Annotated in this window: 22 protein-coding genes; 17 read left to right on the top strand and 5 right to left on the bottom strand. The window is 70.9% G+C overall.

Features of this window, described 5'->3' with window-relative positions; translation table 11 throughout:
* The first annotated feature begins 83 nt into the window (after positions 1-83).
* Positions 84-1313 carry a cysteine--1-D-myo-inosityl 2-amino-2-deoxy-alpha-D-glucopyranoside ligase gene (gene mshC / locus ACIRYZ_RS20540; RefSeq protein ID WP_402946036.1) on the top strand — a complete coding sequence of 410 codons (1230 nt, stop codon included), beginning with the start codon at positions 84-86 and terminating at the stop codon, positions 1311-1313.
* 94 nt (positions 1314-1407) lie between these two features.
* On the opposite strand, the gene ACIRYZ_RS20535 is transcribed toward mshC, so the two are convergent.
* The gene (locus tag ACIRYZ_RS20535; protein WP_387629270.1) at positions 1408-2361 is read right to left on the bottom strand and encodes a PAC2 family protein; all 954 of its coding nucleotides are present in this window, start codon (positions 2359-2361) and stop codon (positions 1408-1410) included.
* 356 nt (positions 2362-2717) lie between these two features.
* Here ACIRYZ_RS20535 and ACIRYZ_RS20530 point away from each other — a divergent pair, with 356 nt between their 5' ends.
* Positions 2718-3236: an SRPBCC domain-containing protein gene (locus ACIRYZ_RS20530; protein WP_402946033.1), complete on the top strand. Its 519-nt coding sequence runs from the start codon at positions 2718-2720 to the stop codon at positions 3234-3236.
* 21 nt (positions 3237-3257) lie between these two features.
* Here the strand turns inward: ACIRYZ_RS20530 and ACIRYZ_RS20525 are convergent, their stop codons facing one another.
* A complete protein-coding gene (locus ACIRYZ_RS20525) occupies positions 3258-4355 on the bottom strand; it encodes a hypothetical protein (RefSeq protein WP_402946031.1) in 1098 nt (365 codons plus the stop codon).
* A 142-nt stretch (positions 4356-4497) separates the two neighbouring features.
* Between ACIRYZ_RS20525 and metH the strand changes: the two genes are divergently transcribed.
* The 3 genes from metH (at position 4498) to ACIRYZ_RS20510 (ending at position 10745) form a co-directional block, all read left to right on the top strand.
* Complete coding sequence (metH, locus tag ACIRYZ_RS20520; protein WP_402946029.1) at positions 4498-8007, top strand: methionine synthase; 3510 nt, start codon at positions 4498-4500, stop codon at positions 8005-8007.
* Positions 8008-8160: 153 nt separating this feature from the next.
* The gene (locus tag ACIRYZ_RS20515; RefSeq protein ID WP_402946027.1) at positions 8161-8865 is read left to right on the top strand and encodes an HAD family hydrolase; all 705 of its coding nucleotides are present in this window, start codon (positions 8161-8163) and stop codon (positions 8863-8865) included.
* A 260-nt stretch (positions 8866-9125) separates the two neighbouring features.
* Complete coding sequence (locus ACIRYZ_RS20510) at positions 9126-10745, top strand: ABC transporter substrate-binding protein (RefSeq protein WP_402946025.1); 1620 nt, start codon at positions 9126-9128, stop codon at positions 10743-10745.
* A gap of 94 nt (positions 10746-10839) precedes the next feature.
* Here the strand turns inward: ACIRYZ_RS20510 and ACIRYZ_RS20505 are convergent, their stop codons facing one another.
* Complete coding sequence (locus ACIRYZ_RS20505; RefSeq protein ID WP_350523854.1) at positions 10840-11511, bottom strand: response regulator transcription factor; 672 nt, start codon at positions 11509-11511, stop codon at positions 10840-10842.
* On the bottom strand, positions 11511-12419 hold the full coding sequence (locus tag ACIRYZ_RS20500; RefSeq protein ID WP_402946023.1) for a RecB family exonuclease: 909 nt from the start codon (positions 12417-12419) through the stop codon (positions 11511-11513). The genes ACIRYZ_RS20505 and ACIRYZ_RS20500 overlap by 1 nt, the downstream gene beginning before the upstream one ends.
* A 190-nt stretch (positions 12420-12609) precedes the next feature.
* On the opposite strand from ACIRYZ_RS20500, the gene ACIRYZ_RS20495 reads away from it, so the two are divergent.
* From ACIRYZ_RS20495 to ACIRYZ_RS20485, 3 genes are all read left to right on the top strand, one after another.
* Positions 12610-13821, top strand: a complete 1212-nt coding sequence (locus ACIRYZ_RS20495; protein ID WP_402946021.1) for a site-2 protease family protein — start codon at positions 12610-12612, stop codon at positions 13819-13821.
* Positions 13822-13881: 60 nt separating this feature from the next.
* Positions 13882-14841 carry a tRNA (adenine-N1)-methyltransferase gene (locus ACIRYZ_RS20490; RefSeq protein ID WP_393030763.1) on the top strand — a complete coding sequence of 320 codons (960 nt, stop codon included), beginning with the start codon at positions 13882-13884 and terminating at the stop codon, positions 14839-14841.
* 181 nt (positions 14842-15022) lie between these two features.
* On the top strand, positions 15023-15685 hold the full coding sequence (locus ACIRYZ_RS20485) for a hypothetical protein (RefSeq protein WP_402946019.1): 663 nt from the start codon (positions 15023-15025) through the stop codon (positions 15683-15685).
* 65 nt (positions 15686-15750) lie between these two features.
* Here the strand turns inward: ACIRYZ_RS20485 and ACIRYZ_RS20480 are convergent, their stop codons facing one another.
* Positions 15751-16053: a ferredoxin gene (locus ACIRYZ_RS20480; RefSeq protein ID WP_387622886.1), complete on the bottom strand. Its 303-nt coding sequence runs from the start codon at positions 16051-16053 to the stop codon at positions 15751-15753.
* A 285-nt stretch (positions 16054-16338) separates the two neighbouring features.
* Here ACIRYZ_RS20480 and arc point away from each other — a divergent pair, with 285 nt between their 5' ends.
* The 9 genes from arc to ACIRYZ_RS20435 all read left to right on the top strand — a co-directional run bounded on the left by arc (position 16339) and on the right by ACIRYZ_RS20435 (position 26722).
* Positions 16339-18105 carry a proteasome ATPase gene (arc, locus tag ACIRYZ_RS20475; protein WP_402946017.1) on the top strand — a complete coding sequence of 589 codons (1767 nt, stop codon included), beginning with the start codon at positions 16339-16341 and terminating at the stop codon, positions 18103-18105.
* 228 nt (positions 18106-18333) lie between these two features.
* Positions 18334-19845, top strand: a complete 1512-nt coding sequence (gene dop / locus ACIRYZ_RS20470) for a depupylase/deamidase Dop (protein WP_393030774.1) — start codon at positions 18334-18336, stop codon at positions 19843-19845.
* A gap of 183 nt (positions 19846-20028) precedes the next feature.
* The gene (locus ACIRYZ_RS20465; protein ID WP_031069167.1) at positions 20029-20247 is read left to right on the top strand and encodes a ubiquitin-like protein Pup; all 219 of its coding nucleotides are present in this window, start codon (positions 20029-20031) and stop codon (positions 20245-20247) included.
* 161 nt (positions 20248-20408) lie between these two features.
* Positions 20409-21251, top strand: coding sequence for a proteasome subunit beta (gene prcB, locus ACIRYZ_RS20460; protein WP_402946015.1), 843 nt, complete (start codon positions 20409-20411; stop codon positions 21249-21251).
* Positions 21252-21282: 31 nt separating this feature from the next.
* A complete protein-coding gene (prcA, locus tag ACIRYZ_RS20455; protein ID WP_402946013.1) occupies positions 21283-22044 on the top strand; it encodes a proteasome subunit alpha in 762 nt (253 codons plus the stop codon).
* 112 nt (positions 22045-22156) lie between these two features.
* Positions 22157-23518, top strand: coding sequence for a Pup--protein ligase (gene pafA, locus ACIRYZ_RS20450; RefSeq protein WP_380610481.1), 1362 nt, complete (start codon positions 22157-22159; stop codon positions 23516-23518).
* A gap of 137 nt (positions 23519-23655) precedes the next feature.
* Positions 23656-24645 carry an FKBP-type peptidyl-prolyl cis-trans isomerase gene (locus ACIRYZ_RS20445; RefSeq protein ID WP_393030784.1) on the top strand — a complete coding sequence of 330 codons (990 nt, stop codon included), beginning with the start codon at positions 23656-23658 and terminating at the stop codon, positions 24643-24645.
* A 216-nt stretch (positions 24646-24861) separates the two neighbouring features.
* Positions 24862-26178 carry an FKBP-type peptidyl-prolyl cis-trans isomerase gene (locus ACIRYZ_RS20440; protein ID WP_402946010.1) on the top strand — a complete coding sequence of 439 codons (1317 nt, stop codon included), beginning with the start codon at positions 24862-24864 and terminating at the stop codon, positions 26176-26178.
* A 160-nt stretch (positions 26179-26338) separates the two neighbouring features.
* A complete protein-coding gene (locus tag ACIRYZ_RS20435) occupies positions 26339-26722 on the top strand; it encodes an FKBP-type peptidyl-prolyl cis-trans isomerase (RefSeq protein WP_402946008.1) in 384 nt (127 codons plus the stop codon).
* The last annotated feature ends 168 nt before the right edge of the window (positions 26723-26890 follow it).

Raw genomic sequence — 26890 nt, 5'->3', positions numbered from 1 at the left:
CTCAGGCAACGACAGGAAGCGAATCCAGTCGATCTTTGTTACTGGTTAGGCTTTCAAATGTTCTCAAGGTTAAAGTCGATCCCATGCATGCCTGGCCCGCCTCCGAGGTTCCCGCCCTGCCTGGTCAGGGGCTCCCCCTTCGTATCCACGACACCGCAGCGGGCACGGTCCGGGAGGTCGTGCCGCAGGACGGCACCGCCCGGATCTACGTCTGCGGCATCACCCCCTACGACGCGACCCACATGGGCCACGCCGCCACCTACAACGCGTTCGACCTGGTGCAGCGCGTCTGGAAGGACGCCGGCCACGACGTCCTGTACATCCAGAACGTGACCGACGTCGACGACCCGCTGCTCCAGCGCGCGGTCGAGACCGGCCAGGACTGGGTGGCCCTGGCCGAACGCGAGACGGCCCTGTTCCGCGAGGACATGACCGCCCTGCGGCTGCTCCCCCCGGCGCACTACGTCGGCGCCGTCGAGTCGATCCCGTGGATCGTCCCGATCGTCCAGAAGCTGCTGGCCTCCGGTGCCGCCTACAAGGTCGACGAGGACATCTACTACTCGGTCGACTCCGACCCCCACTTCGGCGAGGTCTCCGGCCTCACCCGCGAGGCCATGCGCCCGGTCTTCGCCGAGCGCGGCGGCGACCCGGACCGCCCCGGCAAGCGCGACCCGCTGGACGCCCTGCTCTGGCTGGCCGCCCGCCCGGGCGAGCCCGCCTGGGACACCGAGCTCGGCCACGGCCGCCCCGGCTGGCACATCGAGTGCGTGGCGATCGCGCTGAAGTACCTGGGCATGACCTTCGACATCCAGGGCGGCGGCAGCGACCTGTCCTTCCCGCACCACGAGATGGGCGCCTCGCACGCCCAGGTCGCCACCGGCTCCCACCCGTACGCCAAGGCGTACGTGCACGCCGGCATGGTCGCCCTGGACGGCAAGAAGATGTCCAAGTCCCGCGGCAACCTGGTCTTCGTCTCCACCCTGCGCCGTGAGGGCGTCGACCCGGCGGCGATCCGCCTGGCGCTGCTCTCGCACCACTACCGCGCGGACTGGGAGTGGACCAAGGACACCCTGGACGAGGCCGTGGAGCGCCTCGCCCGCTGGCGCGCCGCCGTCTCCCGCCCGGACGGCCCGTCGGCCGAGCAGCTGCTCGCCGAGGTCCGTACCGCGCTCGCGAACGACCTGGACGCGCCTGCCGCGCTGGCGGCGGTGGACCGCTGGGCCGCGCAGCAGGAGAGCGAGGGCGGCACCGACACCGGCGCGCCCGGCCTGGTGACCCGCACCGTGGACGCCCTGCTGGGCGTCGCGCTCTGACGAGACGAAGGGGCGTCAGGACCAGGTGTCCTGACGCCCCTTCGGCGTTCCCGCCCGCCCGAGGAGGGTTACTCCTCCCCGGCCGCGAGCAGGGCTAGTCCTCCTCGGCCCCGTCCGGGCTCTCCCGGGTCGGGCCCGGCGCCTCCGGTTCGCTCGGCCGCTCGGCCGTGGCGTGCCCGGACACCGGCTTCTCGCCGGTCGGCCCGACGTTCTCCCGGCGGCGCAGATAGCGCTCGAACTCGCGCGCGATGGCGTCCCCGGAGGCCTCGGGCAGCTCGGCGGTGTCCTGCGCCTCCTCCAGCTGCTGGACGTACTCCGCGACCTCGCTGTCCTCCGAGGCCAGCTGGTCCACACCCAGCTGCCAGGCCCGGGCGTCCTCGCCGAGCTCGCCCGGCGGGATGCGCAGGTCCAGCAGGTCCTCCAGCTTGTTGATCAGCGCCAGGGTGGCCTTGGGGTTGGGCGGCTGCGCGACGTAGTGCGGCACCGCCGCCCAGAGCGTCACGGCCGGCACCCCGGCGTGCGTGCAGGCCTCCTGGAGCACCCCGACGATCCCGGTCGGGCCCTCGTACCGGCTCTCCTCCAGGTCCAGCCGGCGGGCCAGCTCCGGGTCGGAGGTGACTCCGCTGACCGGAACCGGGCGGCTGTGCGGGGTGTCGCCGAGCAGCGCGCCCAGGATCACCACCAGCTCGACGCCCAGCTCGTGCGCGAAGCCGAGCAGCTCGTTGCAGAACGAGCGCCAGCGCATGCTCGGCTCGATGCCGCGGACCAGCACCACGTCCCGGGTGGTCGGCTCGGTCACCCGGATCACCGACAGCCGGGTGGTCGGCCAGGTGATCCGGCGGATGCCGCCGTCCAGCCAGATCGTGGGCCGGTTGACCTGGAAGTCGTAGTAGTCCTCCGCGTCCAGGGCGGCGAACACCTTGCCGCCCCAGGTCTCGTCCAGATGTGCCAGAGCCGCGGAGGCGGCGTCGCCCGCGTCGTTCCACCCCTCGAAGGCGCAGACCATCACCGGGTCGATCAATTCGGGAACATCTTCCAGCTCGATCACCCAGCGTCTCCCTCCGGTCGGCGGTCGGACCGGCACCGCCCCGGCTGGCCTGCCGGGGCGCCGACGGGCCGGCTGCCGCCTGTCGAACCTCTCGTCTCCCATGGAACGCCTCGCTCCATGGTCCTACCTGCCCAGCCTACGGGCTTTGATGCGCATGGCGGCCGGGCACCGGGACAGTCTGGGGGAGCGGGCGGCCGCGATCCAGCGGATATCCGGACGGCGCGGGCTGACTGGTCGTCAGCTCGTGAGATCCGGACGGACGGTGCCCGACCTGCGACGCGGTGCGACGGAGTGCCCGCCGGGCGCGGCGGCGCGATGATGAGGGGAGGAGGGGCCGGGCGGAAGGGGCCGGACCGATGAACCGATGGCTGTGGATCGCCGCGGGTACGGCGGCAGCGCTGGCCGGGGCCGCGCTGCTGGCGGCGGACCGGGCCGGGCGCCGGCTGCCGGCCGAACACGTCACCGAGGGCGGCCTGGAGCTGGCCCAGGCGCCCGGCGCGGTCTGGGACGTGCTGACCGACATCGACCTCTACCCGGCCTGGCGCCCGGGCCTCACCCACGTCGAGCGGCTGCCCGCCGGGGTCGGCGGCCGCCCGCGCTGGCGCGAGTACGACCGGCGCGGGCACACCACCTACGAGGTGGTGGACAGCGAGGCCCCGCACCGCCTGGTGACCGGCATCGCCGACCCGGACCTGCCGTACGGCGGCACCTGGACGTACGTGCTGACCCCGGCCGGGCCGGGCTGCTCGCTGACCGTCACCGAGCGCGGCGAGGTCCGCAAGCCCGCGTACCGCGCCGTCGCCCACTACCTGACCGGTGAGGACGCCACCGTCCACCGCTACCTGGGCGCCCTGGCACACCGGATGGCGGCGTAGAACCGCGTAGGACCGGGAGGGCTAGGGAGAGACGTCCACCCAGCCGCTGCGGTACGCCGCCCAGTTCTCCGGCGTCGAGGCGAAGTCCACGTACAGCGCGACGCCGAAGGCGGCCCGCTTCGGGTCCTGGCGGCCCAGGCCCAGCCGGACGCCCCGGACCGCCGCCGGGACGGTCTCCGCGTCGCCCCAGTGGCCCCACTTGTCGTCCCAGAAGAACGGCAGGCCCATCAGCAGGTCGACGTCGGACGGGGTGGCCTCCAGCGCCAGCTCGGTCTGCAGCGCGACGTAGCCGCCGAACAGCGGCTCGGTCGGCATCGAGGTGTCGTAGGTCATCACCGCGATCTGGTCGACCCGGCGGGCGGTCTCCCGGAAGTACGCCTGGTCCCACCACTTGCCGTGGTCGGTGAGCAGGATCCCGGCGGTGTGCAGGCCGGGGGCCGGGTCGATCTGCGGGGCCGCCACCGAGAGCTTGGCGCCGCGCGCCGCCGTCACCGGGTGGACCTGGTCGAGCAGGGCCAGCCAGCCGGCCGTGCCGGGGTGGATCGGCTCCATGTCGAAGTGCACGCCGTCGAAGCCCTGGTCCAGCACCTGGCCCGCCGAGGCGGTGATCCGGTCCCGGGTCGGCGCGTCGTCCAGGTCGAGGGCGTCCTTCTCGGGCTTGACCTCGTCGCCCAGCCAGCCCTGCAACCGGACGCCGGGCAGCACCCGGTGGGCGGTCTCGGTGAACCAGCGGGCCTTGGGGTGGACGGAGGCCGGCAGTGAGCCGTCGTGCTCCAGCGGGCCGGTGTGCACGTACAGGTCGCGCACGCCGGTGCCGGCCAGCTGGCGGGCCAGCGCCTCGACGTCCGCCTCGGTCTTGCGGCCGTCCACCCAGGCGTGGCCGAGCCAGACGGCGTCCCGGCCGCGGGTGCGGGCCTCGGCGGGCGGTTCACCCGTGTAGTGCAGTCGGATCGCGACGAACACCGAGCCCAGGGCAGCGACCGGTACCGCCACCGCCAGCCCCAGTGCGAGCAGGGCCCGGCGCCACCGCGACCAGCCCCTCCACCGCTCGCGCAGTGCCCGCGGCGGGGCCGCCAGGGCTCGGCCGATGCGTTTCGTCGTGGTCCGGAACCTGGTCACGCGCTTGATCCCCCCTTGAGCCGAGCGCTCAGGATACGGAATGGGCCCGCAGCTCCGGCCGGCGGACGGATACCCTGGCGACGTGCGGGCCCGACCAAGCGGGCTCGCAAAGCCGACAGCCGTCGCACCAGGGAGAAGCCCCATGGCCACTGCAGCCGAACCGTCCATCACTCAGCAGAGCCGCGCGAACGCGCTGCGTGAAGCACTCGCCACCCGGGTGGTGGTCGCCGACGGTGCGATGGGCACCATGCTCCAGGCACAGGACCCGACGCTGGAGGACTTCCAGAACCTCGAAGGCTGCAACGAGGTCCTGAACATCACCCGCCCCGACATCGTCCGCTCCGTCCACGAGGCCTACTTCGGGGTGGGCGTGGACTGCGTCGAGACCAACACCTTCGGCGCCAACTTCGCCGCGCTGGGCGAGTACGAGATCGCCGACCGCATCTTCGAGCTGTCCGAGGCCGGTGCCCGGATCGCCCGCGAGGTGGCCGACGCCCACGCCGCCGACGGCCGCACCCGCTGGGTGCTCGGCTCGATCGGCCCCGGTACCAAGCTGCCGACCCTCGGCCACGCCGCGTACGGGACGCTGCGCGACGGCTTCCAGCAGAACGCGGCCGGCCTGATCGCCGGCGGAGCCGACGCCCTGCTGGTGGAGACCAGCCAGGACCTGCTGCAGACCAAGGCCGCGATCCTCGGCTCCAAGCGCGCCCTGGCCGAGGCCGGGCTCGACCTGCCGGTGCTGGTCCAGGTGACCGTCGAGACCACCGGCACCATGCTGCTCGGCTCCGAGATCGGCGCCGCGCTCACCGCGCTGGAGCCGCTCGGCGTCGACTACATCGGCCTGAACTGCGCCACCGGCCCGGCCGAGATGAGCGAGCACCTGCGCTACCTGGCCAAGAACGCCAGGATCGGCCTGTCCTGCATGCCGAACGCGGGCCTGCCGGTGCTCGGCAAGGACGGCGCCCACTACCCGCTCTCCCCGGCCGAACTGGCCGAGGCGCACGACGTGTTCACCCGCGAGTACGGCCTCTCGCTGGTCGGCGGCTGCTGCGGCACCACCCCCGAGCACCTGCGCCAGGTGGTCGAGCGGGTCCAGGGTCGGCCGATCGCCCCGCGCCGGCCGCAGCCGGAGCCCTCGGCCGCCTCGCTCTACCAGGCGGTGCCGTTCCGCCAGGACACCTCCTACCTGGCGATCGGCGAGCGCACCAACGCCAACGGCTCGAAGAAGTTCCGCGAGTCGATGCTGGCCGGCGACTGGCAGGCCTGCGTGGAGATCGCCCGCGACCAGATCCGGGACGGCTCCCACCTGCTGGACCTGTGCGTGGACTACGTCGGCCGTGACGGCGTCGCCGACATGAAGGAGATCGCCGGCCGGCTGGCGACCGCCTCCACCCTGCCGATCGTGCTGGACTCCACCGAGCCGCCCGTGCTGCGGGCCGGCCTGGAGGCGCTCGGCGGCCGGGCGGTGCTCAACTCGGTCAACTACGAGGACGGCAACGCCCCCGACTCGCGCTTCGGCAGGATCGCCTCGCTGGCCCGCGAGCACGGCGCCGGCCTGATCGCGCTGACCATCGACGAGCAGGGCCAGGCCCGTACCGCCGACAAGAAGGTGGAGATCGCCGAGCGGCTGATCGCCGAGCTCACCGCCGACTACGGCATCGACGAGGGCTCGATCCTGGTCGACTGCCTCACCTTCACCCTGGCCACCGGTCAGGAGGAGTCCCGCCGGGACGGCATCGAGACCATCGAGGCGATCCGCGAGCTCAAGCGCCGCCACCCGAACGTGCAGACCACCCTCGGCCTGTCCAACATCTCCTTCGGTCTCAACCCGGCCGCCCGCGTGGTGCTCAACTCGGTCTTCCTGCACGAGTGCGTGGAGGCCGGCCTGGACTCGGCGATCGTCCACGCCTCCAAGATCCTGCCGATCTCCCGGATCCCGGAGGACCAGCGCGAGGCCGCCCTCGACCTGGTCTACGACCGCCGCCGGGACGGCTACGACCCGCTGCAGCGCCTGCTGGAGCTGTTCGAGAACGTCTCCACCGCCTCGGTCAAGGCCTCCAAGGCCGAGGAGCTGGCCGCGCTCCCGCTGGAGGAGCGGCTGCAGCGCCGGATCATCGACGGCGAGCGAAACGGCCTGGAGGCCGACCTCGACGAGGCGCTGACCGGGCGCCCGGCGCTGGAGATCATCAACGACACCCTGCTGTCCGGCATGAAGGTGGTCGGCGAGCTCTTCGGCTCCGGCCAGATGCAGCTGCCGTTCGTGCTCCAGTCCGCCGAGGTGATGAAGACCGCGGTGGCCCACCTGGAGCCGCACATGGAGAAGTCCGACAGCGAGGGCAAGGGCACCATCGTGCTGGCCACCGTCAAGGGCGACGTCCACGACATCGGCAAGAACCTGGTCGACATCATCCTGTCCAACAACGGCTACAACGTGGTCAACCTGGGCATCAAGCAGCCGGTCGCGGCGATCCTGGACGCCGCGCAGGAGCACAACGCGGACGTGATCGGCATGTCCGGCCTGCTGGTGAAGTCCACCGTGATCATGAAGGAGAACCTGGAGGAGCTGAACCAGCGCAAGCTGGCCTCCTCCTACCCGGTGATCCTCGGCGGCGCCGCCCTCACCCGCGCCTACGTCGAGCAGGACCTGCACGAGATCTACGAGGGCGAGGTCCGCTACGCCCGGGACGCCTTCGAGGGCCTGCGGCTGATGGACGCGCTGATCGCGGTCAAGCGCGGCGTGCCCGGCGCGACCCTGCCGGAGCTCAAGCAGCGCCGGCACGCCCGGGTCGAGGTGGAGGAGCCGGAGCCCGAGGTCAACCTCGGCCAGATCCGCTCGGACGTGGCCGTCGACAACAGCGTGCCCACCCCGCCGTTCTGGGGCGACCGGATCGTCAAGGGCATCCCGTTCGCCGACTACGCCTCCTGGCTGGACGAGGACGCACTGTTCAAGGGCCAGTGGGGCCTGAAGGCCGCCCGCTCCGGCGAGGGGCCGTCGTACGAGGAGCTGGTGGAGACCGAGGGCCGGCCGCGGCTGCGGGCCTGGCTGGACCGGCTGCAGACCGAGGGCTGGCTGGAGGCGGCCGTGGTCTACGGCTACTACCCGGCCAACTCCAAGGGCGACGACCTGATCGTCTTCCACGAGGACGGCACCGAGCGCACCCGCTTCACCTTCCCGCGCCAGCGCCGCGGGCGCCGGCTCTGCCTGGCGGACTTCTTCCGCCCGGAGGAGTCCGGCGTGCGGGACGTGGTCGGCCTGCAGGTGGTCACCATGGGCAACCGGATCTCGGAGGCGGCCAACGAGCTGTTCGCCGGGAACTCCTACCGCGACTACCTGGAGCTGCACGGCCTCTCGGTGCAGCTGGCCGAGGCGCTGGCCGAGTTCTGGCACGCCCGGGTCCGCTTCGAGCTGGGCTTCTCCGGCGAGGACCCGCAGGACGTCAGGGACATGTTCGCGCTCAAGTACCGGGGCGCCCGCTTCTCGCTCGGCTACGGGGCCTGCCCCGAGCTTGAGGACCGCGCCAAGATCGCCGAGCTGCTGAAGCCCGAGCGGATCGGCGTGGTGCTCTCCGAGGAGTTCCAGCTGCACCCGGAGCAGTCCACCGACGCGATCGTGATCCACCACCCGGAGGCGAAGTACTTCAACGCGCGGTAATCCGCACGTCCTTCTCCGTTCGCTCTTTTCCGACGAACCGGGCGTATCCTTGATGATCCTGAACGGGCCGGTCCGCTCACCAGCGGGTCGGCCCGCGCCATCCCCGAAGGACGTCCAGGGACGCTCCGCGGGGTACCGACGGAAGGACCCGCCATGACCACCAGCTCCACCGCCGCCCTGGCGCTCGACCACGGGGACGACCGCGGCCTGCAGGCGGTGCTGCTGGACATGGACGGCACGCTGGTGGACACCGAGGACTTCTGGTGGCAGGCCGAGGTCACGCTCTTCGCCGAGCTGGGCCACCAGCTGGACGAGCGGGACCGGGCCCATGTGGTCGGCGGCCCGATGACCCGGGTCATGGACTACCTGGTCGCCCGGACCGGGGTGGACATCGCCCCGACCGACCTGGGCGTGCTGGTCAACCAGCGCTTCGTCGACCTGCTGGCCGGCGGCGTGCCGCTCATGCCGGGGGCCGAGCGGCTGCTCAACACCCTGGCCGCGCACGGCGTCCCGGCCGCCCTGGTGTCCGCCTCGCACCGGCACGTGATCGACATCGTGCTGCGCTCGCTGAACGCCGAGCGCTTCGCCTTCACCATCGGCGGGGACGAGGTGCCGCGCACCAAGCCGTTCCCTGACCCGTATCTGGAGGCGGCCCGGCGGCTGGGCGCGGAGCCGACCCGCTGCGTGGTGATCGAGGACACCCCGACCGGTGTGAGCGCGGGCGAGGCGGCCGGCTGCCCGGTGATCGCGGTGCCCTCGGTGGCGCCGATCGAGCCGGCCCCCGGGCGACTGGTGCTGCCCTCGCTGGAGCAGGTCGACCTCGAACTGCTGCGCTCGCTGGTCGCCTCGCGGGTGTGACGGGCGCGGGCGGGCTCTACTGAGCGTCACTTGAGTGTGATTGTCGTCTCATTGCACCCCGAGGCTACTCGCGGGTAGGCGCTCCGGTGGGGTCGCCACCCCGGGTTGCCCGGGGAGAAAACGGGCATTGGCTGACAACTTGTCGGGCGCGCCGTGATGCCCCGAACCACCGTGTCCCAAACGTCATCTGCATGGGTATCGGTCGTACGTGTTCGATATGGCACGCTACTCGGGTTCGCGACACCCAGAAGGACGCTCCCGTGAAGACTTCAGCTGAACGCCTGGCAGCACTCGGCTGCGCCGGTCTGGTCGCCGTGACGGTGGCCGGCTGCGGATCGGTCACCGACGCCGTCAAGGGGGACAGCGGCGGCAAGTCGATCACCATGGGCACCCGAGGCCTCACCAGCGTCCTGGACCCGGCCGGCGCCTACGACACCGGCTCGTGGCTGCTGCTGGGCAACACCTACCAGTCGCTGCTCGCCTTCCCCGCCGCCGCCAGTGCCCCGGCCCCGGACGCCGCGCAGTCCTGCGAGTTCACCAGCGGCGACGCCACCCAGTACCACTGCGTGCTCCGCCCCGGCCAGAAGTTCTCCAACGGCCACCCGCTCACCGCCGCCGACGTCGTGTACTCGATCGAGCGCACCAAGAAGATCAAGGACCCGAACGGCCCGGCCGGCCTGCTGGACACGATCAAGTCGGTCGAGGCCAAGGGCGACAACGAGGTGGTCTTCCAGCTCTCGACGGCCGACGCGACCCTGCCGGCCAAGCTGGCGACCCCGGCCGGTGCCGTCGTGGACCACCAGGTCTTCCCCGCCGACAAGCTGCTCGACAACGAGAAGATCGTCGGTTCCGGCCCGTACAAGTTCGACTCGATCGAGACCATGACCCCCGCCGGCGGCGGCGCCAAGGTCCTGGCCAAGGTCGTCCTGACCCCCAACGACAAGTACGTCGGCAACGCCAAGCTGCTGAACAGCAAGTTCACCGTGCGGTACTTCGACTCGCCCAGCGACCTGAAGGACGCGCTGGACAAGGGGGACGTCGACCTCACCGACAACAGCCTGGAACCCAACACCGCCTCGCAGCTCCTCTCCGACCAGCAGAGCGGCAAGACCGACCTCAACGTCGTCCAGGCTGAGAGCTCCGATGTCAGCTTCATCGCCTTCAACACCAAGGACGAGACCACCGGCAACGTCGCCGTCCGTCAGGCCGCGGCCCAGCTGATCGACCGGAAGGCGCTCGCCCGCGACGTCTTCGCGCGGACCGTCGAGCCGCTGTACTCGATGGTCCCGACCGGCGTCACCGGCCACAACACCGCCTTCTTCGACAAGTACGGCGACCAGGACGTCAGCAAGGCCAAGGCGATCCTCGCCGCCGCCAAGATCTCCACGCCGGTCAAGCTCAACCTCACCTCGGGTCGCTCGCGCACCGGCAACGCCGAGATCGACACGCTGAAGAAGCAGCTGGAGGCCGGCGGTCTCTTCCAGGTGACGGCCCAGGTGGAGTCCGACCCGGCGGCCTACCAGAAGGGCAGGAGCGAGGGCAAGTACCAGGCGTTCCTCGTCGCTTGGGCCGCGGACTACCCGGACCCGGACAACTTCATCGGGCCGCTGGTCACCGGGGCCAGCATCTTCCACACCGGTTGGGACGACCCGCGGATCAGTCAGAAGCTGCTCCCGGAGGGGCTCAAGCAGGCCGACCGCGGCGCCGCGGTCGCGACCTACAACCAGGTCCAGAGCATCCTCGCCGACAACGTGCCGATGATCCCGGTGTTCCAGAACAAGGCTTTCTACGCCGCGAAGTCCTACGTCACCGGCGTCGAGTCGACCGTCGACTCCACCGGCGTCTTCCGCTTCTGGGACATCGGCCGCAACAGCAAGTAGCGCACCACGCACGGCGGCCCGTCCGCTTCCCCCTCGGTTCGAGGGGGAAGCGGACGGGCCGCCGTCTCGCGTTTCCCCGTGCCGCCGCGGGGCGTTACAGGGTGCCGGGCCGCACCAGCCCGCTCTCGTAGGCGTACACCGCCGCCTGCACCCGGTCGCGCAGCTGCAGCTTGGTCAGCACATGGCCGACGTGGGTCTTCACGGTCGTCTCGCTGACGAACAGCTCGGCCGCGATCTCCGCGTTCGACAGCCCGCGCGCCACCAGCTTCAGCACCTCCAACTCCCGCTCGGTCAGCGCGCTCAGCGCCTGCGGCGGCGCCTCGTCGCCCGAGGGCAGCTTGGTGGCGTACATGTCCAGCAGTCGGCGGGTGATGCTCGGCGCCAGCATCGCCGCGCCGTCCGCGACCACCCGGATCGCCTGCACCAGCTCCTCCGCCGGGACGTCCTTCAGCAGGAAGCCGCTGGCGCCCGCACGCAGCGCCTCCACCACGTACTCGTCCAGGTCGAAGGTGGTCAGCACCAGCACCTTGGCCGGGCCGTCCCGCCCCGGACCGGCGATCCGGCGGGTCGCCTCGACGCCGTCCATCCGCGGCATCCGGATGTCCATCAGCACCACGTCGGGCTGCAACGCCCGGACCTGGTCCAGCGCCTGCTGACCGTCGCCGGCCTCCCCGACCACCACCAGGTCGGACTCGGCCTCCAGGATCATCCGGAAACCGGTGCGCAGCAGCGGCTGGTCGTCGACCAGCAGCACTCGGATCGTCACTAGGACTCCTTGCTCATCGGATCCCCCGTGGGATCGCTCTCATCCGATGTACGCGCCAGCGGCAGCGGGTACGGCGGCGGGGTGCCGCCGAACTCCGGGCAGCTGGCCTGGTGGTCACACCAGTCGCAGAGGCGGTTGCGGGTGGCCGGGAACTCCCCGGTGGCCACCGCGTGGCTGATCCGCTCCCACAGTGCCTGCAGCTTGCGCTCCACCGCGAGCAGGTCGGCCTGGTCCGGGTCGTAGCTGACCACGTCCCCGCCGCCGCCGAGGTAGACCAGCTGGAGGCGCTTGGGGATCACACCCTTCCAGCGCCACACCACCAGCGCGTAGAACTTCATCTGGAACATCGCCTTGCCCTCGAAGTCCCGCGAGGGCGCCCGGCCGGTCTTGTAGTCCACCAGCCGGACCTCACCGGTCGGGGCGACGTCCACCCGGTCGATGTAGCCGCGCAGCAGCAGCCCCGACTCCAGCGCCGTCTCCACGTAGAGCTCGCGCTCCACCGGGTGCAGCCGGGTCGGGTCCTCCAGCCGGAACCACTGGCCGACCAGCTTCTCGGCGTCCGCCAGCCAGCGGGTGAGCGCCGCGCCGTCCGGATCGTCCGGGAACAGCGAGCCCAGCTCCGGGCGCTCGCTCAGCAGCCGCTCCCACTGCGGGCGCAGCAGGCCCAGCGCCCGCTCCGGCGTCCGCTCGGTCGCCGGGCTGTCGAACAGCCGCTCCAGCACCGCGTGCACCAGCGTGCCCCTGGTCGCCGCCGCGCTCGGCGGCTCGGGCAGCCGGTCGATCACCCGCAGCCGGTACAGCAGGGGACAGGTGAGGAAGTCCCCCGCACGCGACGGGGACAGCCCGGTCGGGGGCGCCGCCGGGCGCACCGGCGCTTCGGCGGCACTGCTGGTGTCGGTCTGCTGCATGGCTACGACCCTATTGCCCTTTGCTGTCATCCCGCTGCCACCGTGCTGCCAGACCGTCGGTCCGGGGTCGATCCGGGACCGGTCCAGTGGGGTATGAAGGCTGACAGAGGGGCGCGCGGCGCCGGAGGGCCGCGATCACGTAGCGTGGGCGCACCGGGGGCACGACGGTGGGACGACCGAAGGGAACACGGTGAGCGACACCAGGGGGCAGCAGACCTCCGACCAGTCACCGCAGGACGGTGGCCGCCCGGGCGGGCGGGCCCCGGAGCGCGGCGGCGGCCTCCTGATGGGGCGCCCTTTCGGCGTGCCCGTCTACGTCACCCCCTCCTGGTTCGTCATCGCCGCCCTGATCACCTGGGTGTTCGGCGGACAGCTCGGCGACGTCCTGCCCGAGCTCGGCAGCGGCATCCGTTACCTGCTGGCCTTCTTCTTCGCGGTCGCCTTCTACGCCTCCGTGCTGGTGCACGAGCTGGCCCACACCCTGATCGCGCTGCGCTACGGACTCGGGGTGCGGCGGATCCAGCTGCAGTTCTTCGGTGGCGTCTCCGAGATCGAGAACGAGGCCGAGACCCCTTGGCGCGAGTTCTGGCTGGCCTTCGTCGGCCCGCTGCTCTCGCTGGTCCTCGGCGGGGTCTTCTACCTCGCGCTGCGCGCCGTCGAGCTGTCCACCGTGCCCGGGGTGCTGCTCACCGGCCTGATGATCTCCAACCTGGTCGTCGCCGCCTTCAACCTGCTGCCCGGTCTGCCGCTGGACGGCGGCCGGATGCTGCGCGCCGTGGTCTGGGCGATCAGCGGGAGGGCGATGACCGGCACCGTGGCCGCCGCCTGGGTCGGCCGGGTGCTGGCGATCGCCGTGCTGTTCGGCCTGCCGCTGCTCAGCGCCTCCCGCGGGGCCGAGCGCACCACCACCGACACCCTGGTGGACGCGGTGCTGGCCGCCGTGCTGGCCGCGATCATCTGGAACGGCGCCACCGGCAGCCTTCGCAACGCCCGGCTCAAGGAGGTGTTGCCCGAGCTGCGGCTGCGCGACTTCGCCCGTCGGGCCGTCGAGGTCACCGCCGACACCCCGCTCGGCGAGGCGATGCGCCGCGCCCGCGAGGCCGAGGCGGGCGCGGTGGTCGTGGTGGACGGCCGGGGCGAGCCGATCGCCATCGTCCGCGAGTCCGCGGTACGGGCCGTGCCCGAGCACCGCCGCCCCTGGGTGGCCGTCGGCCCGCTCGCCCGCGACCTCGAACCCGGGCTGCGGCTCGACGCCGACCTGTGCGGCGAGGCCCTGCTGCGAGCCATCCAGACCACCCCGGCGGGGGAGTACCTGGTGGTCGAGCCGGACGGCCGGGTGTACGGCGTCGCCGCGCTCACCGACATCGAGCAGCGCCTGACCGCCGCCGTCACCGGCCGCTGACCCGCACCCTGCTCGGGGCCCGGTAAGGCAGGACGGCGTGCTTCCCTTAGGATTGTCCGCATGTCCGAACCGACCGGTGCCGCCCGCCGACGCGGGCCCTTCCAGGTCGGGGACCAGGTCCAGCTGACCGACCCCAAGGGTCGCCACTACACGTTCACGCTCCAGGCCGGGAACCAGTTCCACACCCACAAGGGTGCGTTCCCCCACGACGAGCTGATCGGCGCCTCCGAGGGCACGGTCGTGCGCACCACGGGGAACGTCCCGTACCTCGCGCTGCGCCCCCTGCTCCCCGACTACGTCCTGTCCATGCCGCGCGGCGCCGCCGTGATCTACCCCAAGGACGCGGGGCAGATCCTGGCGATGGCCGACATCTTCGCCGGCGCCCGCGTCGTCGAGGCCGGCGTCGGCTCCGGCGCGCTCAGCATGTACCTGCTGCGTGCCGTCGGCGAGCAGGGCATGCTGGCCTCCTACGAGCGCCGCCAGGACTTCGCGGACATCGCCCAGGGCAATGTCGAGCGCTACTTCGGCGGCCCGCACCCGGCGTGGAAGCTCACCGTCGGCGACCTCCAGGACAACCTGGTCGAGACCGACGTCGACCGCATCATCCTGGACATGCTGGCCCCCTGGGAGTGCCTGGACGTCGCCTCCAAGGCGCTCGTCCCCGGCGGCCTCATCTGCTGCTACGTGGCCACCACCACGCAGATGTCCCGGACCGTCGAGGCGCTGCGCGAGCACGGCACCTTCACCGAGCCGCAGGCCTGGGAGACCATGGTCCGCACCTGGCACCTGGAGGGCCTGGCGGTCCGCCCGGACCACCGGATGATCGGCCACACCGGCTTCCTGCTCACCGCCCGCCGCCTGGCGGACGGCGTCGAGCCGCCGCTGCGCCGCCGCCGCCCGGCCAAGGGCGCCTACGGCGAGGACTACGACAGCGGGGCGCCCGAGCCGACCCTGCAGGAGCGCGCCGCGGCCCGCAAGGCCGCCCGTGACACCGAGTCCGAGCAGCCCGACCTGGGCTGACACCCGACAACACGCAAGGGGTGGTGCGAGCGTAAAGCCCGCATCACCCCTTCCTGCTGTGGTCGGCTCGCCTCCGGGCGCTCCCGACCCGGCGCTCGTTCCTCGCTTGTCGTTCGTCGCTATCGGCACCGGCGCGCCCTTCGGCTCCCCGGCCGGGAGTCCGTGGGCACCGTGTGGGACGATGCTCGCGCACGCAGACCAGCTCCTGGAACTCTGGAGGGGACGCCTGGTGGAGACCGCGGTCGGGACGACGGCGACGGCTGGACAGCAGACACCGAAGGGCGGCACCCGGCCCGGGCACGCGCGCACCGCCCCCTGGCACTGGGCCCTCGCCCTGGCCGGCTGCGGCGCGGTGGTGGCCGCGGCCCTCGCCGCCTCCACGGCGACCGGTACCCCGGTGCCCGTGCGCGGTGGCGCCCCCGAGGCCCTCGCCGCTGGCGCCGCCCCGGACCCGGCCAAGGCCCAACTGCCGATGGACTGCGGCCCGTTCCCGGTCAAGACGGTGCTCAGCGTGCCCGCCGAGCTCGGTGACGGACGGCCGGGCACGGTCGTCGCCGCGAACTGCGCCACCGACACCGGCACCCCGCCGGACTCCGTCTACCTGCTCGGCTTCGGCGCCGACGAGCGCCCGACGGTGGTCGCCACCCTGCTGACCGAGCGCGAGAACCTCACCCTGAGCCGGCTCGCGGTGCGCTCCGACGGCACCATCACCGGCCACGCGCAGGGGTATTCGAGCGAGGACGTGCCGCGCTTCCGGCCCGACATCTCACTCGACCTCACCTGGACGCGCAAGGGCGGCGGCTGGGAACGCACCCAGTCCGCCGCCCCGGTCAGCCGGGCCTGAGGCCCGGCCTCAGGCCCGTCCGACGATTCCCGCCGGGCGCGAATTGTCGGACCCGGCCCGGCGACTCACTCCGCGTCCGGGCCGTACACCTCGACCCGGTCGGCGACCCGGCGCACGTGGATGCAGTCGCCGGGGCACTCCTTCGCCGAGTCCACCACGTCCTGAAGGAGCGTCAGCGGCACCGGGGCGGTCTCCCCGGGCTGCTGGCGCAACTCGTCGTCCGGGCCCTTCACGTACGCCAGCCCGTCGATGTCCAGCTCGAAGACCTCGGGCGCGTACTGGGCGCAGATGCCGTCGCCGGTGCACAGATCCTGGTCGATCCACACCTCCAGCTCCTCGGTCGTCGCCGTCTGCTCGGTCACCGACATGGTTCCCTGCCGTTTCTGTCCCGGGTCGCCCCTATTCCTGGAGCAATCCCGCCATTCGTACAACGATCGGACCCAGCACTGCGGTCGCGATCGGATATCACTTCGCTCGACGATACATCTGGCCTGCTTTGAGAGGTGCGCGGTGGGTATCCCCTTAGCAGAGGGGAAGCACGCTGGGGCGAAGATCGGACACGCCCGTTCCATCTTTCTTGATCTAGGGGTTTACGGACCCCTGGTCCCAGGTAGGGTCTGGAAGCGTCCAGCTCCCCGGAGGAGGTGAGGACCGTGGCAACCCACGATGACGACTACAACCGCAGCACCGGCAGGCCCGCTCGTGGTTCCGAGGAGGCCGCTCAGGTCTCGTACCTTGAGCAGGAAATCGCCGTGCTGCGCCGCAAGCTCGCCGACTCGCCGCGCAATTCGAGAATCCTCGAAGAGCGGATCGTCGAGCTCCAGACCAACCTGGCCGGCGTGACCGCCCAGAACGAACGGCTCGCCTCCACCCTGCGCGAGGCCCGCGACCAGATCGTGGCCCTCAAGGAGGAAGTGGACCGGCTGGCACAGCCCCCGGCCGGCTTCGGCACCTTCCTCGAAGCGAACGAGGACGGCACCGCCGACATCTTCACCGGCGGGCGCAAGCTCCGTGTCAACGTCAGCCCGAACGTCGCCCTGGACGAGCTGCGGCGCGGCCAGGAAGTGATGCTCAACGAGGCTCTCAACATCGTGGACGCGATGGCCTTCGAGCGCATCGGCGAGATCGTCACCCTCAAGGAGGTCCTCGAGGACGGCGAGCGGGCCCTGGTCCTCGGCCACACCGACGAGGAGCGCGTGGTGCGCCTCGCGGAACCGCTGCGGGGGACCACCGTCCGGGCGGGGGACGCCCTGCTGCTGGAGCCCCGCTCCGGCTACGTGTACGAGGTCGTGCCGAAGGCCGAGGTCGAGGAGCTGGTCCTCGAGGAGGTCCCGGACATCGACTACCGCCAGATCGGCGGCCTGAGCAACCAGATCGAGCTGATCCGCGACGCGGTCGAGCTGCCCTACCTGCACGCCGACCTCTTCAAGGAGTACGAGCTGCGCCCGCCCAAGGGCGTGCTGCTCTACGGCCCGCCCGGCTGCGGCAAGACGCTGATCGCCAAGGCGGTCGCCAACTCGCTGGCCAAGAAGGTCGCCGAGGTCACCGGCCGCCCCCAGGGGAAGAGCTACTTCCTCAACATCAAGGGCCCCGAGCTGCTCAACAAGTACGTGGGCGAGACCGAACGGCAGATCCGCCTGGTCTTCCAGCGGGCCCGGGAGAAGGCGGGCGAGGGCACGCCCGTCATCGTCTTCTTCGACGAGATGGAGTCGCTGTTCCGCACCCGCGGTTCGGGCGTCAGCTCGGACGTGGAGAACACCATCGTCCCGCAGCTGCTCGCCGAGATCGACGGCGTGGAGGGCCTGGAGAACGTCATCGTCATCGGCGCCTCGAACCGCGAGGACATGATCGACCCGGCGATCCTGCGGCCCGGCCGCCTGGACGTCAAGATCAAGATCGAGCGCCCGGACGCCGAGGCGGCGAAGGACATCTTCTCCAAGTACCTCAAGGACTCGCTGCCGTTCCACCCGGACGACCTCAAGGAGCACGACGGCTCCGTCGAGGCCACGGTGGTGGCGATGATCCAGTCGGTCGTGGAGCGGATGTACTCCGAGACCGAGGAGAACCGCTTCCTGGAGGTCACCTACGCCAACGGTGACAAGGAGGTCCTGTACTTCAAGGACTTCAACTCCGGCGCGATGATCCAGAACATCGTCGACCGCGCGAAGAAGATGGCCATCAAGGACTTCCTCGACCACGGTCAGCGCGGTCTGCGCGTCTCCCACCTGCTCGCCGCCTGCGTGGACGAGTTCAAGGAGAACGAGGACCTGCCCAACACCACCAACCCGGACGACTGGGCCCGCATCTCCGGCAAGAAGGGCGAGCGGATCGTCTTCATCCGCACGCTGGTCACCGGTAAGCAGGGCGCCGAGTCCGGCCGCTCCATCGACACTGTCGCCAACACGGGGCAGTACCTGTAAGCACGCGGTTACCCGGGCCGACTGCGGTCCCCGGAGCTGTACGCACACCGTCCGGCTGTGGCGCCTCGCGGCCCCGCAGCCGGACGGCGCGTCTCGGGGCCCGCCGGTCGGCGCCGGGTTCTAGGCTCGACCCACCGTCCGCGGGCAGATCGCCGGCGCCGGTGTTGTTCAGCGGTACGTCAGCGTGTTCCGTCCGTCGGGGGCGGCGCACCGGGCAAGGAGGGCCGCATGACCGTACGGCGCGTGATGGGCATCGAGACCGAGTACGGGATCTCCGTGCCCGGGCACCCCAACGCCAACGCCATGCTCACCTCGTCCCAGATCGTCAACGCCTACGCGGCGGCGATGCACCGGGCACGGCGGGCCCGCTGGGACTTCGAGGAGGAGAACCCGCTGCGCGACGCGCGGGGCTTCGACCTCGCGCGCGAGGTGGCGGACGCCAGCCAGCTGACCGACGAGGACATCGGCCTCGCCAACGTGATCCTCACCAACGGGGCCCGGTTCTACGTGGACCACGCGCACCCCGAGTACAGCTCGCCCGAGGTGACCAACCCGCGCGACGCTGTGCTGTGGGACAAAGCCGGCGAGCGGATCATGGCGGCCGCCGCGCAGCGCGCGCTGGAGCTGCCCAATGGGCAGACCATCCACCTGTACAAGAACAACACCGACAACAAGGGCGCCTCCTACGGCACCCACGAGAACTACCTGATGAAGCGGGCGACGCCGTTCGCCGACATCGTCCGCCACCTCACCCCGTTCTTCGTCTCCCGCCAGGTGGTCGCCGGCGCCGGCCGGGTCGGCATCGGCCAGGACGGTTCTTCGAACGGCTTCCAGATCAGCCAGCGGGCGGACTACTTCGAGGTCGAGGTCGGCCTGGAGACCACCCTCAAGCGGCCGATCATCAACACCCGGGACGAGCCGCACGCCGACGCCGAGAAGTACCGCCGGCTGCACGTGATCATCGGGGACGCCAACCTCTCCGAGATCTCCACCTACCTCAAGCTGGGCACCACCTCGCTGGTCCTGTCGATGATCGAGGACTCCTTCATCGCCTCCGACCTCGCCGTCGACCAACCGGTGCGCACCCTGCACCGGGTCTCCCACGACCCGACGCTCAAGCACCTGATCACCCTGCGCAACGGGCGCAAGCTCACCGCCGTCCAGCTCCAGCTCGAGTACTTCGAACTGGCCCGCAAGTACGTCGAGGACCGCTTCGGCACCGACGCCGACGAGCAGACCGTGGACGTGCTGACGCGCTGGGAGGACGTCCTCGGGCGGCTGGAGCGCGACCCGATGTCGCTCTCCCGGCAACTGGACTGGATCGCCAAGCGGGAGATCCTGGAGGGCTACCGCAGCCGGGACGCCCTGGAGTGGGACAACCCGCGGCTGCACCTGGTCGACCTCCAGTACAGCGACGTACGGCCCGAGAAGGGCCTCTACAACCGCCTGGTGGCCCGTGGCCGGTTCGAGCGGCTGGTGTCCGAGGAGGAGGTCGAGCGGGCCGTCTCCAAGCCCCCGGAGGACACCAGGGCGTACTTCCGCGGGCGCTGCCTGGAGCAGTACGCGGACCACGTCGCGGCGGCCTCCTGGGACTCGGTGATCTTCGACCTGCCGGGCCGGGACTCGTTGCAGCGGGTGCCCACGCTGGAGCCGCTGCGCGGCACCCGGAACCACGTCAAGGAGCTGCTGGACCGCTGCCGCACGGCGGAGGACCTGCTCCGCGTCCTGGCCGGCGGGTAACTTTTCGATCACCATGGGTGAACGTCCGCCGAATGGGAATCATCCGGGGTGGCAGCGGGTGTTGGACAGGAAGCGCCACCGGCAAACCGGGAGCGGCAGTCGCACCTTGTGTATAGGGTCGGTGCCAACCGGCAACGACCGACCAGCCAAACCGTGCCAGACGATTCGAGCGGGGTGAGGGAAATGGCGAGCAAGGACACCGGCGGCGGCCAGCAGCGGGCAAACCGCTCCTCCGAGGAGGTAGAGGAGCAGGCCGCGGAAACCCAGAATTCCGACGACCTCAAGGAGCGCCAGGAAAAGCTGAGCGACGACGTCGACGCGGTGCTGGACGAAATCGACGAGGTCCTGGAGTCGAACGCGGAAGATTTCGTGAGGGGCTTTGTCCAAAAGGGTGGGCAATAGCCCGTCCCCGGTATTCGGGAATTCACGGTCGCGACAGTCCTGGGCGGTCGGGCGGCGTCGGCCGCCCGGCCGCCCGGCACCGGCCCCTCCAGGCGTGGACAGTGATCGTCGGCGGGTAGGGTGCGGGCATTGCGCGCTTCAAGCTACCTGGAAGGAATCGTGTGGAAGCCAACACTCGTGGCACCGGGCGTCTACCGGCTGCCTTCCTGACCCCGGGGTCGTCCTCGTTCCTCGACTTCCTCGCCGAGCACAAGCCGGAGCTGCTCCCCGGCCGGGCCGGGCTCCCCGAGGGCGCCGTGGTTGAGGCGCCGCACGGGACCACGATCGTGGCCGCGGTCTTCGACGGCGGTGTGGTGATCGCCGGTGACCGCCGGGCGACCATGGGCAACGTCATCGCCCAGCGCGACATCGAGAAGGTGTTCCCGGCCGACGAGTACAGCGCGGTCGGCATCGCCGGCACCGCCGGCCTCGCGGTCGAGATGGTCCGGCTGTTCCAGCTGGAGCTGGAGCACTACGAGAAGATCGAGGGCACCACGCTCTCCCTGGAGGGCAAGGCCAACCGGCTCACCACCATGATCCGGGGCAACCTGGGCATGGCGATGCAGGGCCTCGCGGTCGTGCCGCTGTTCGCGGGCTACGACCTGGACCGCGGCCGTGGCCGGATCTTCAACTACGACGTCACCGGCGGGCGTTCCGAGGAACGCGGCTTCGCCGCCACCGGTTCGGGCTCGGTCTTCGCCCGCGGCTCGATGAAGAAGCTCTACCGCGACGACCTGACGGCCGACCAGGCCGTCACCCTGGTCGTCCAGGCGCTCTACGACGCGGCGGACGACGACTCCGCCACCGGTGGCCCGGACCTGGCGCGGAAGATCTTCCCGATCGTCTCGCTCATCACCGAGGACGGCTTCCGCCGCCTCACCGAGGCGGAGGTCGCGCAGACCACCGTCGCCATCACCGACGAGCGCCTGACCCGCCCCAACGGCCCGCAGGCCCCGCTGATCTAGCCATCACCTCACAGGAAAGGGACGACCGCCGGTGTCGACACCGTTCTACGTCTCGCCCCAGCAGGCCATGGCGGACCGCGCGGAGTACGCCCGCAAGGGCATCGCGCGCGGCCGCAGCGTGGTCGTGCTCACCTACGCCGACGGCATCGTCTTCGTCGCGGAGAACACCTCCAGAGCCCTCCACAAGGTCTCCGAGATCTACGACAAGATCGCCTTCGCGGCGGTCGGTCGCTACAACGAGTTCGAGAACCTGCGCATCGGCGGCGTCCGCTACGCCGACCTGCGCGGCTATTCCTACGACCGGGCCGACGTCACCGCCCGGGGCCTCGCCAACGTGTACGCCCAGACCCTGGGCACCATCTTCTCCTCGGTCGGCGAGAAGCCGTACGAGGTCGAGCTGATCGTGGCCGAGGTCGGCCGCACCGCCGACAACGACCAGATCTACCGGCTCACCCCGGACGGCTCGGTCGTCGACGAGAAGAACTACGTCGTGGTCGGCGGCAACGCCGACTCGATCGGCAACTACCTGGGCCAGCGCCACCGCGTCGGCCTGAGCCTGACCGAGGCGGTGAAGGTGGCCGTGGACTCGCTCGCCCGCGACCCCAACGGCGGCAGCCCGCGCACCCTCACCCCGGAGCAGCTGGAGGTCGCGGTCCTCGACCGCCAGCGGTTCCAGCAGCGCAAGTTCAAGCGGATCCTGGGCAACCAGCTCGGCCGGCTGCTCGACGGGGACCAGTCCGCCGAGGTGGACGACGAGGAGAACCCGGCGGCCACCCCGCCGTCGGACGAGTAGTGCCTGCGGAGTCCCGGGCGGCGAGGCGATCGCCGCACGGGACTCCGGTGCCCCTGCGACGCACGTCGTCGTGGAGGCGGTTTCGGACAGCTCCGACCAGAATGGAGTGCTCATGGACCGCCGGATTTTCGGGCTGGAGAACGAGTACGGTGTGACCTGCACGTTCCGCGGGCAGCGACGGCTGTCGCCGGACGAGGTGGCGCGGTACCTGTTCCGCCGGGTCGTCTCCTGGGGCCGCAGCAGCAACGTCTTCCTGCGCAACGGTGCCCGGCTCTACCTCGACGTCGGCTCCCACCCCGAGTACGCCACCCCCGAGTGCGACGACGTGGTCGAGCTGGTGACGCACGACAAGGCGGGCGAGCGCATCCTCGAAGGACTCCTGGTGGACGCCGAGCGGCGGCTGCACGAGGAGGGCATCGCGGGGGACGTCTACCTCTTCAAGAACAACACCGACTCGGCCGGCAACTCCTACGGCTGCCACGAGAACTACCTGGTGGCCCGGCACGGCGAGTTCTCCCGGCTGGCCGACGTGCTGATCCCGTTCCTGGTGACCCGCCAGTTGATCTGCGGCGCGGGCAAGGTGCTGCAGACCCCGCGCGGCGCGGTGTACTGCGTCAGCCAGCGGGCCGAGCACATCTGGGAGGGCGTCAGCTCGGCGACCACCCGCTCCCGTCCGATCATCAACACCCGGGACGAGCCGCACGCGGACGCCGAGCGCTACCGTCGGCTGCACGTGATCGTCGGCGACTCCAACATGTCCGAGACCACCACGCTGCTCAAGGTCGGCGCCACCGACCTGGTGCTGCGGTTGATCGAGGCCGGCGTGGTGATGCGCGACCTCACCCTGGAGAACCCGATCCGGGCGATCCGCGAGGTCAGCCACGACCTCACCGGCACCCACCAGGTGCGCCTGGCCAACGGTCGCGAGGCGAGCGCGCTGGACATCCAGGAGGAGTACTACTCCAAGGCCCTGGAGTTCGCCGACCGCAAGGGGATCAACACCGGCACCATCGCCCGGGTGCTCGACCTGTGGGGCCGCACCCTGGAGGCCGTGCGCACCGAGCGGCTCGACGGGGTGGCCACCGAGATCGACTGGATCATGAAGTACAAGCTCATCGAGCGCTACCGCGAGAAGCACCAGATGAGCATGTCCAACCCGCGGGTGGCCCAGATCGACCTCGCGTACCACGACATCCACCGCCGCCGCGGCCTGTTCTACCTGCTCCAGGGCAAGGGCCAGGCGCAGCGGGTGACCACCGACCTCAAGACCTTCGAGGCCAAGTCGATTCCGCCGCAGACCACCCGGGCCCGGCTGCGCGGGGACTTCATCCGGCGGGCGCAGGAGCAGCGGCGGGACTTCACGGTGGACTGGGTGCACCTGAAGCTGAACGACCAGGCGCAGCGCACGGTGCTGTGCAAGGACCCGTTCCGTTCGGTGGACGAGAGGGTGGAGAAGCTGATCGCGGGGATGTAGGCCCCGAACGTGATCGAGGCGCCATGATCACGATGGCGTGTCCGGCCCCGGTGGTGTCTACCGGGGCCGGACGCGTGCCGGGCATACGCTGTCCGTCGAGTCACGAGAGCCGACTTCGACCGACAGTTAGGACCACCGTGCGCCGCACCGCCGGTTTGCTTCTCACCCTGCCGCTGCTGCTCGCGGTCGCCTGCAGCAGCTCGACCAAGGCGGCCGGCCCGGCGACGCCGTCCACCGCGACGGCCGCGCCGACGGTGCCCACGCCGGTCTCCGAGGCCTCGCCGATGCCCACTCTTTCGGGTGGCGGTTTCGGCAGCAAGGCCACCATCGCCATCCCCGAGGGCCAGCAGCCGAGCGGTCAGTTCGTGGTGAACACGGTGGTCGAGGGCGATCGGTCGACGGTCAACAAGGGCGACTGGGTGACCGTCAACTACTCGGCGAAGGACTGGACCACCGGCAAGGACCTGCCCAGCTCGTACGACGACAACGGCAAGCCGCAGCTCTACCAGGCCGGCAGCGGGCAGTTGGTGCCGGCGTTGGACCAGAGCGTGATCGGCAAGAAGGTGGGCACCCGGCTGCTGGTGGTGGCCCCGCCGGCGGCGGCCTTCGCGGACAAGGGCTCCGGCCAGCTGGGCGTGGGCTCGGGGGACACCGTGGTGTTCGTGCTGGACATCGTCGAGAGCCTGCCGCAGGACGCCACCCTGACCGGGACCATGACCCAGCCCGCCGCGACGCTGCCGCAGGTCAAGGACAACGGCAAGGCGCCGGTGACGATCACCATCCCGGCCGGGCAGGCCGCACCCACCGACCTGCAGCAGTCGGTGCTGATCAAGGGCGAGGGCAAGCCGGTCAAGCCCGGGCAGACCCTGGTGGTGCAGTACACCGGGGTGCTGTGGAGCAACGGGCAGCAGTTCGACGCCTCCTGGACGCACGGTGGCGCGCAGGCGGTGCAGATCGGCACCGGCAGCGTGATCGAGGGCTGGGACAAGGGCCTGGTCGGGCAGAACGTGGGCAGCCGGATCCAGCTGGTGGTGCCGCCGGCGCTCGGGTACAAGGACCAGGCGCAGGGTGCGGTGCCGGCGAACTCCACGCTGGTCTTCGTGATCGACATCCTGGAAGCCGTCTAGCGGGCGCTCTAGGAAGTCACCCGCAGGATTCCGTACGCTTGGGCGGACGCTCGTACAACGAAGCGTCCGCCCTCATCCTGAGCTGTCATACTGCCCTCGCACTGTGGCAGGCGCCGCCCGGCGCCGAGGTCCGGGGCGGGCGGTGCGGCGGCAGGCCGGCGGTCAGCACGCCGGGCGTAGACCTGGAAGACCTCGTGGCGAGATGGATGGGGAGTCATGACTGAGAAGACGCCGAGCCCGGGCGGGGCCGGCACCGCGGCGAACGACAGCTCTGCGGGTGACCCGGCCGCCTCTCGTCCCGGCGGCCCGGTTGCCGGGGATCGCGAGTCGATCGTCGTTCCCCCGGCGATCCTGGCGCAGCAGGCCGGCTGGGCGCAGCCCGGCGAGCAGTCGCGCGCCACGGGTGGCACCACGACGGACGACGCCCCGCAGATCTTCGCCAGCAACGTGCGCAAGGCCGACAGCTCGGAGGCCGGGTACGACGAGAACCCGCCGAGCGTGGGCAAGCTGGGCGTGATCCTCGGCACGGTGCTGGCCGTGCTGCTGGTCGGCAGCGGCATCACGCTCTACCTGGTGAACAAGGACGACTCCTCCAAGGACAGCGCCTCGGCCGCCAAGCCGGATGTGGCAACCGCGCCGCCCACGCCGAGCGCCGAGCCGGTGCCGCCGATCAAGGACAGCGCCAAGGTGCTGCCGACGGTCACCGGTGACTTCGGCAAGAAGGCCGACATCCAGGTGCCGGGCGACAAGTCCGACGGCTCCTTCGTGGTGAAGGTGCTGTCCGAGGGCAACGGCCCCAAGGTGGACAAGAACTCCTGGACCTCGGTGGACTACACCGCCAAGGACTGGAACACCGGCAAGGACATCCCGAGCTCGTACGACAACAAGGGCAAGCCGCAGATCTTCCAGGCCGGCACCGACGCGCTGATCCCGGCGCTGGACCAGGCCGTGGTCGGGAAGAAGGCCGGCAGCCGGCTGCTGGTGGTGGCCCCGCCGGCCGCCGCCTTCGGCTCGCAGGGCAAGCCGGACATGTCGATCGGTGCCAAGGACGACCTGATCTTCGTGATCGACATCCGCAACAGCAACGCGCCCGACGCCGTGGTGAGCGGTACCGTCACCCCGCCGCCGGCGGACTTCCCGCAGGTCAAGGACAACGGCAAGAAGCCGGCCGACATCACCCCGGTGGCGGGCGCCAAGGACCCGACCGAGCTGAAGACCCACGTCCTGATCAAGGGCACCGGGCCGACGGTGGAGAAGGGCGAGAAGGTCGTCGTCCAGTACACCGGCGCGCTGGCCAAGGACGGCAAGATCTTCGACTCCTCGCTCAGCAAGGGCCAGGCATTCTCCTTCCCGGTCGGCGGCGGCCAGGTCATCCAGGGCTGGGACCAGGGGCTGGTGGGTCAGACCGTCGGCAGCCGGGTCGAGCTGGTGATCCCGGCCTCGCTGGGCTACGGGGACAAGGGCCAGGGCGACATCCCGCCCGGTGCGACCCTGGTCTTCGTGGTGGACATTCTGGACGCGGGTCAGGGCTGATCCACTTTCGGGTGACAATAGAGGGCGTGTGACCTTCGGGTCCGGCCGCGTGGCCGGAGCCCTACGGGCGGCGGGCGCCCGTACCGTGGTCCAGGAACGGACCGGGTGCGGGTGCCCGCCGCTTGGTCGTGTAAGCAACGCGAACGTGAGAAGAGGGACTGTGAGCGTCAACCTCAACGAGAAGCCTGAGATCGACTTCCCGATCGGCGACGCCCCGGCGGAGCTGCAGATCCGTGACATCGTCGTGGGCGACGGCGCGGAGGCCAAGAAGGGTCAGAACGTCAGCGTCCGCTACGTCGGCGTGACCTTCGAGACCGGCGAGGAGTTCGACGCGAGCTGGAACCGGAGCCCCAACGAGTTCCGCTTCCCGCTGGGCGGCGGCCGCGTCATCAAGGGCTGGGACCAGGGCGTCGTCGGCATGAAGGTCGGTGGTCGCCGCGAGCTGACCATCCCCTCGCACCTGGCGTACGGCAACCAGTCGCCGACCCCGGCCATCCCGGCCGGTTCGACCCTGATCTTCGTGGTCGACCTGCTGGCCGTCTGAGCCTGCCCTGACCTCGGGCCGGACCTCTCCGGGGGCCCGGCCCGAGGCCGTGTTCGGGCCCGAACGGCACGTCGTGGGGATCAGGCGTGGGACGCGGCTTTTGCAGTGCGTACCGCTACCGGTACGGTCGGTCCCGCCGGGTGAGGATCGCCCGGTTGGCGCACCCCG

The sequence above is a fragment of the Kitasatospora sp. NPDC101155 genome (genome assembly GCF_044768305.1).
GTDB lineage: Bacteria > Actinomycetota > Actinomycetes > Streptomycetales > Streptomycetaceae > Kitasatospora.
This window is presented reverse-complemented; position numbering and strand designations above follow the sequence as displayed.

Excerpts from the sequence above, each read along its gene's own strand:
- mshC (WP_402946036.1), top strand. The coding sequence starts at position 84 with ATGCATGCCTGGCCCGCCTCCGAGGTTCCCGCCCTGCCTGGTCAGGGG.
- ACIRYZ_RS20530 (WP_402946033.1), top strand. The coding sequence starts at position 2,718 with ATGAACCGATGGCTGTGGATCGCCGCGGGTACGGCGGCAGCGCTGGCC.
- metH (WP_402946029.1), top strand. The coding sequence starts at position 4,498 with ATGGCCACTGCAGCCGAACCGTCCATCACTCAGCAGAGCCGCGCGAAC.
- ACIRYZ_RS20515 (WP_402946027.1), top strand. The coding sequence starts at position 8,161 with ATGACCACCAGCTCCACCGCCGCCCTGGCGCTCGACCACGGGGACGAC.
- ACIRYZ_RS20500 (WP_402946023.1), bottom strand. The coding sequence starts at position 12,419 with ATGCAGCAGACCGACACCAGCAGTGCCGCCGAAGCGCCGGTGCGCCCG.
- ACIRYZ_RS20490 (WP_393030763.1), top strand. The coding sequence starts at position 13,882 with ATGTCCGAACCGACCGGTGCCGCCCGCCGACGCGGGCCCTTCCAGGTC.
- ACIRYZ_RS20485 (WP_402946019.1), top strand. The coding sequence starts at position 15,023 with ATGCTCGCGCACGCAGACCAGCTCCTGGAACTCTGGAGGGGACGCCTG.
- ACIRYZ_RS20480 (WP_387622886.1), bottom strand. The coding sequence starts at position 16,053 with ATGTCGGTGACCGAGCAGACGGCGACGACCGAGGAGCTGGAGGTGTGG.
- dop (WP_393030774.1), top strand. The coding sequence starts at position 18,334 with ATGACCGTACGGCGCGTGATGGGCATCGAGACCGAGTACGGGATCTCC.
- ACIRYZ_RS20465 (WP_031069167.1), top strand. The coding sequence starts at position 20,029 with ATGGCGAGCAAGGACACCGGCGGCGGCCAGCAGCGGGCAAACCGCTCC.
- pafA (WP_380610481.1), top strand. The coding sequence starts at position 22,157 with ATGGACCGCCGGATTTTCGGGCTGGAGAACGAGTACGGTGTGACCTGC.
- ACIRYZ_RS20440 (WP_402946010.1), top strand. The coding sequence starts at position 24,862 with ATGACTGAGAAGACGCCGAGCCCGGGCGGGGCCGGCACCGCGGCGAAC.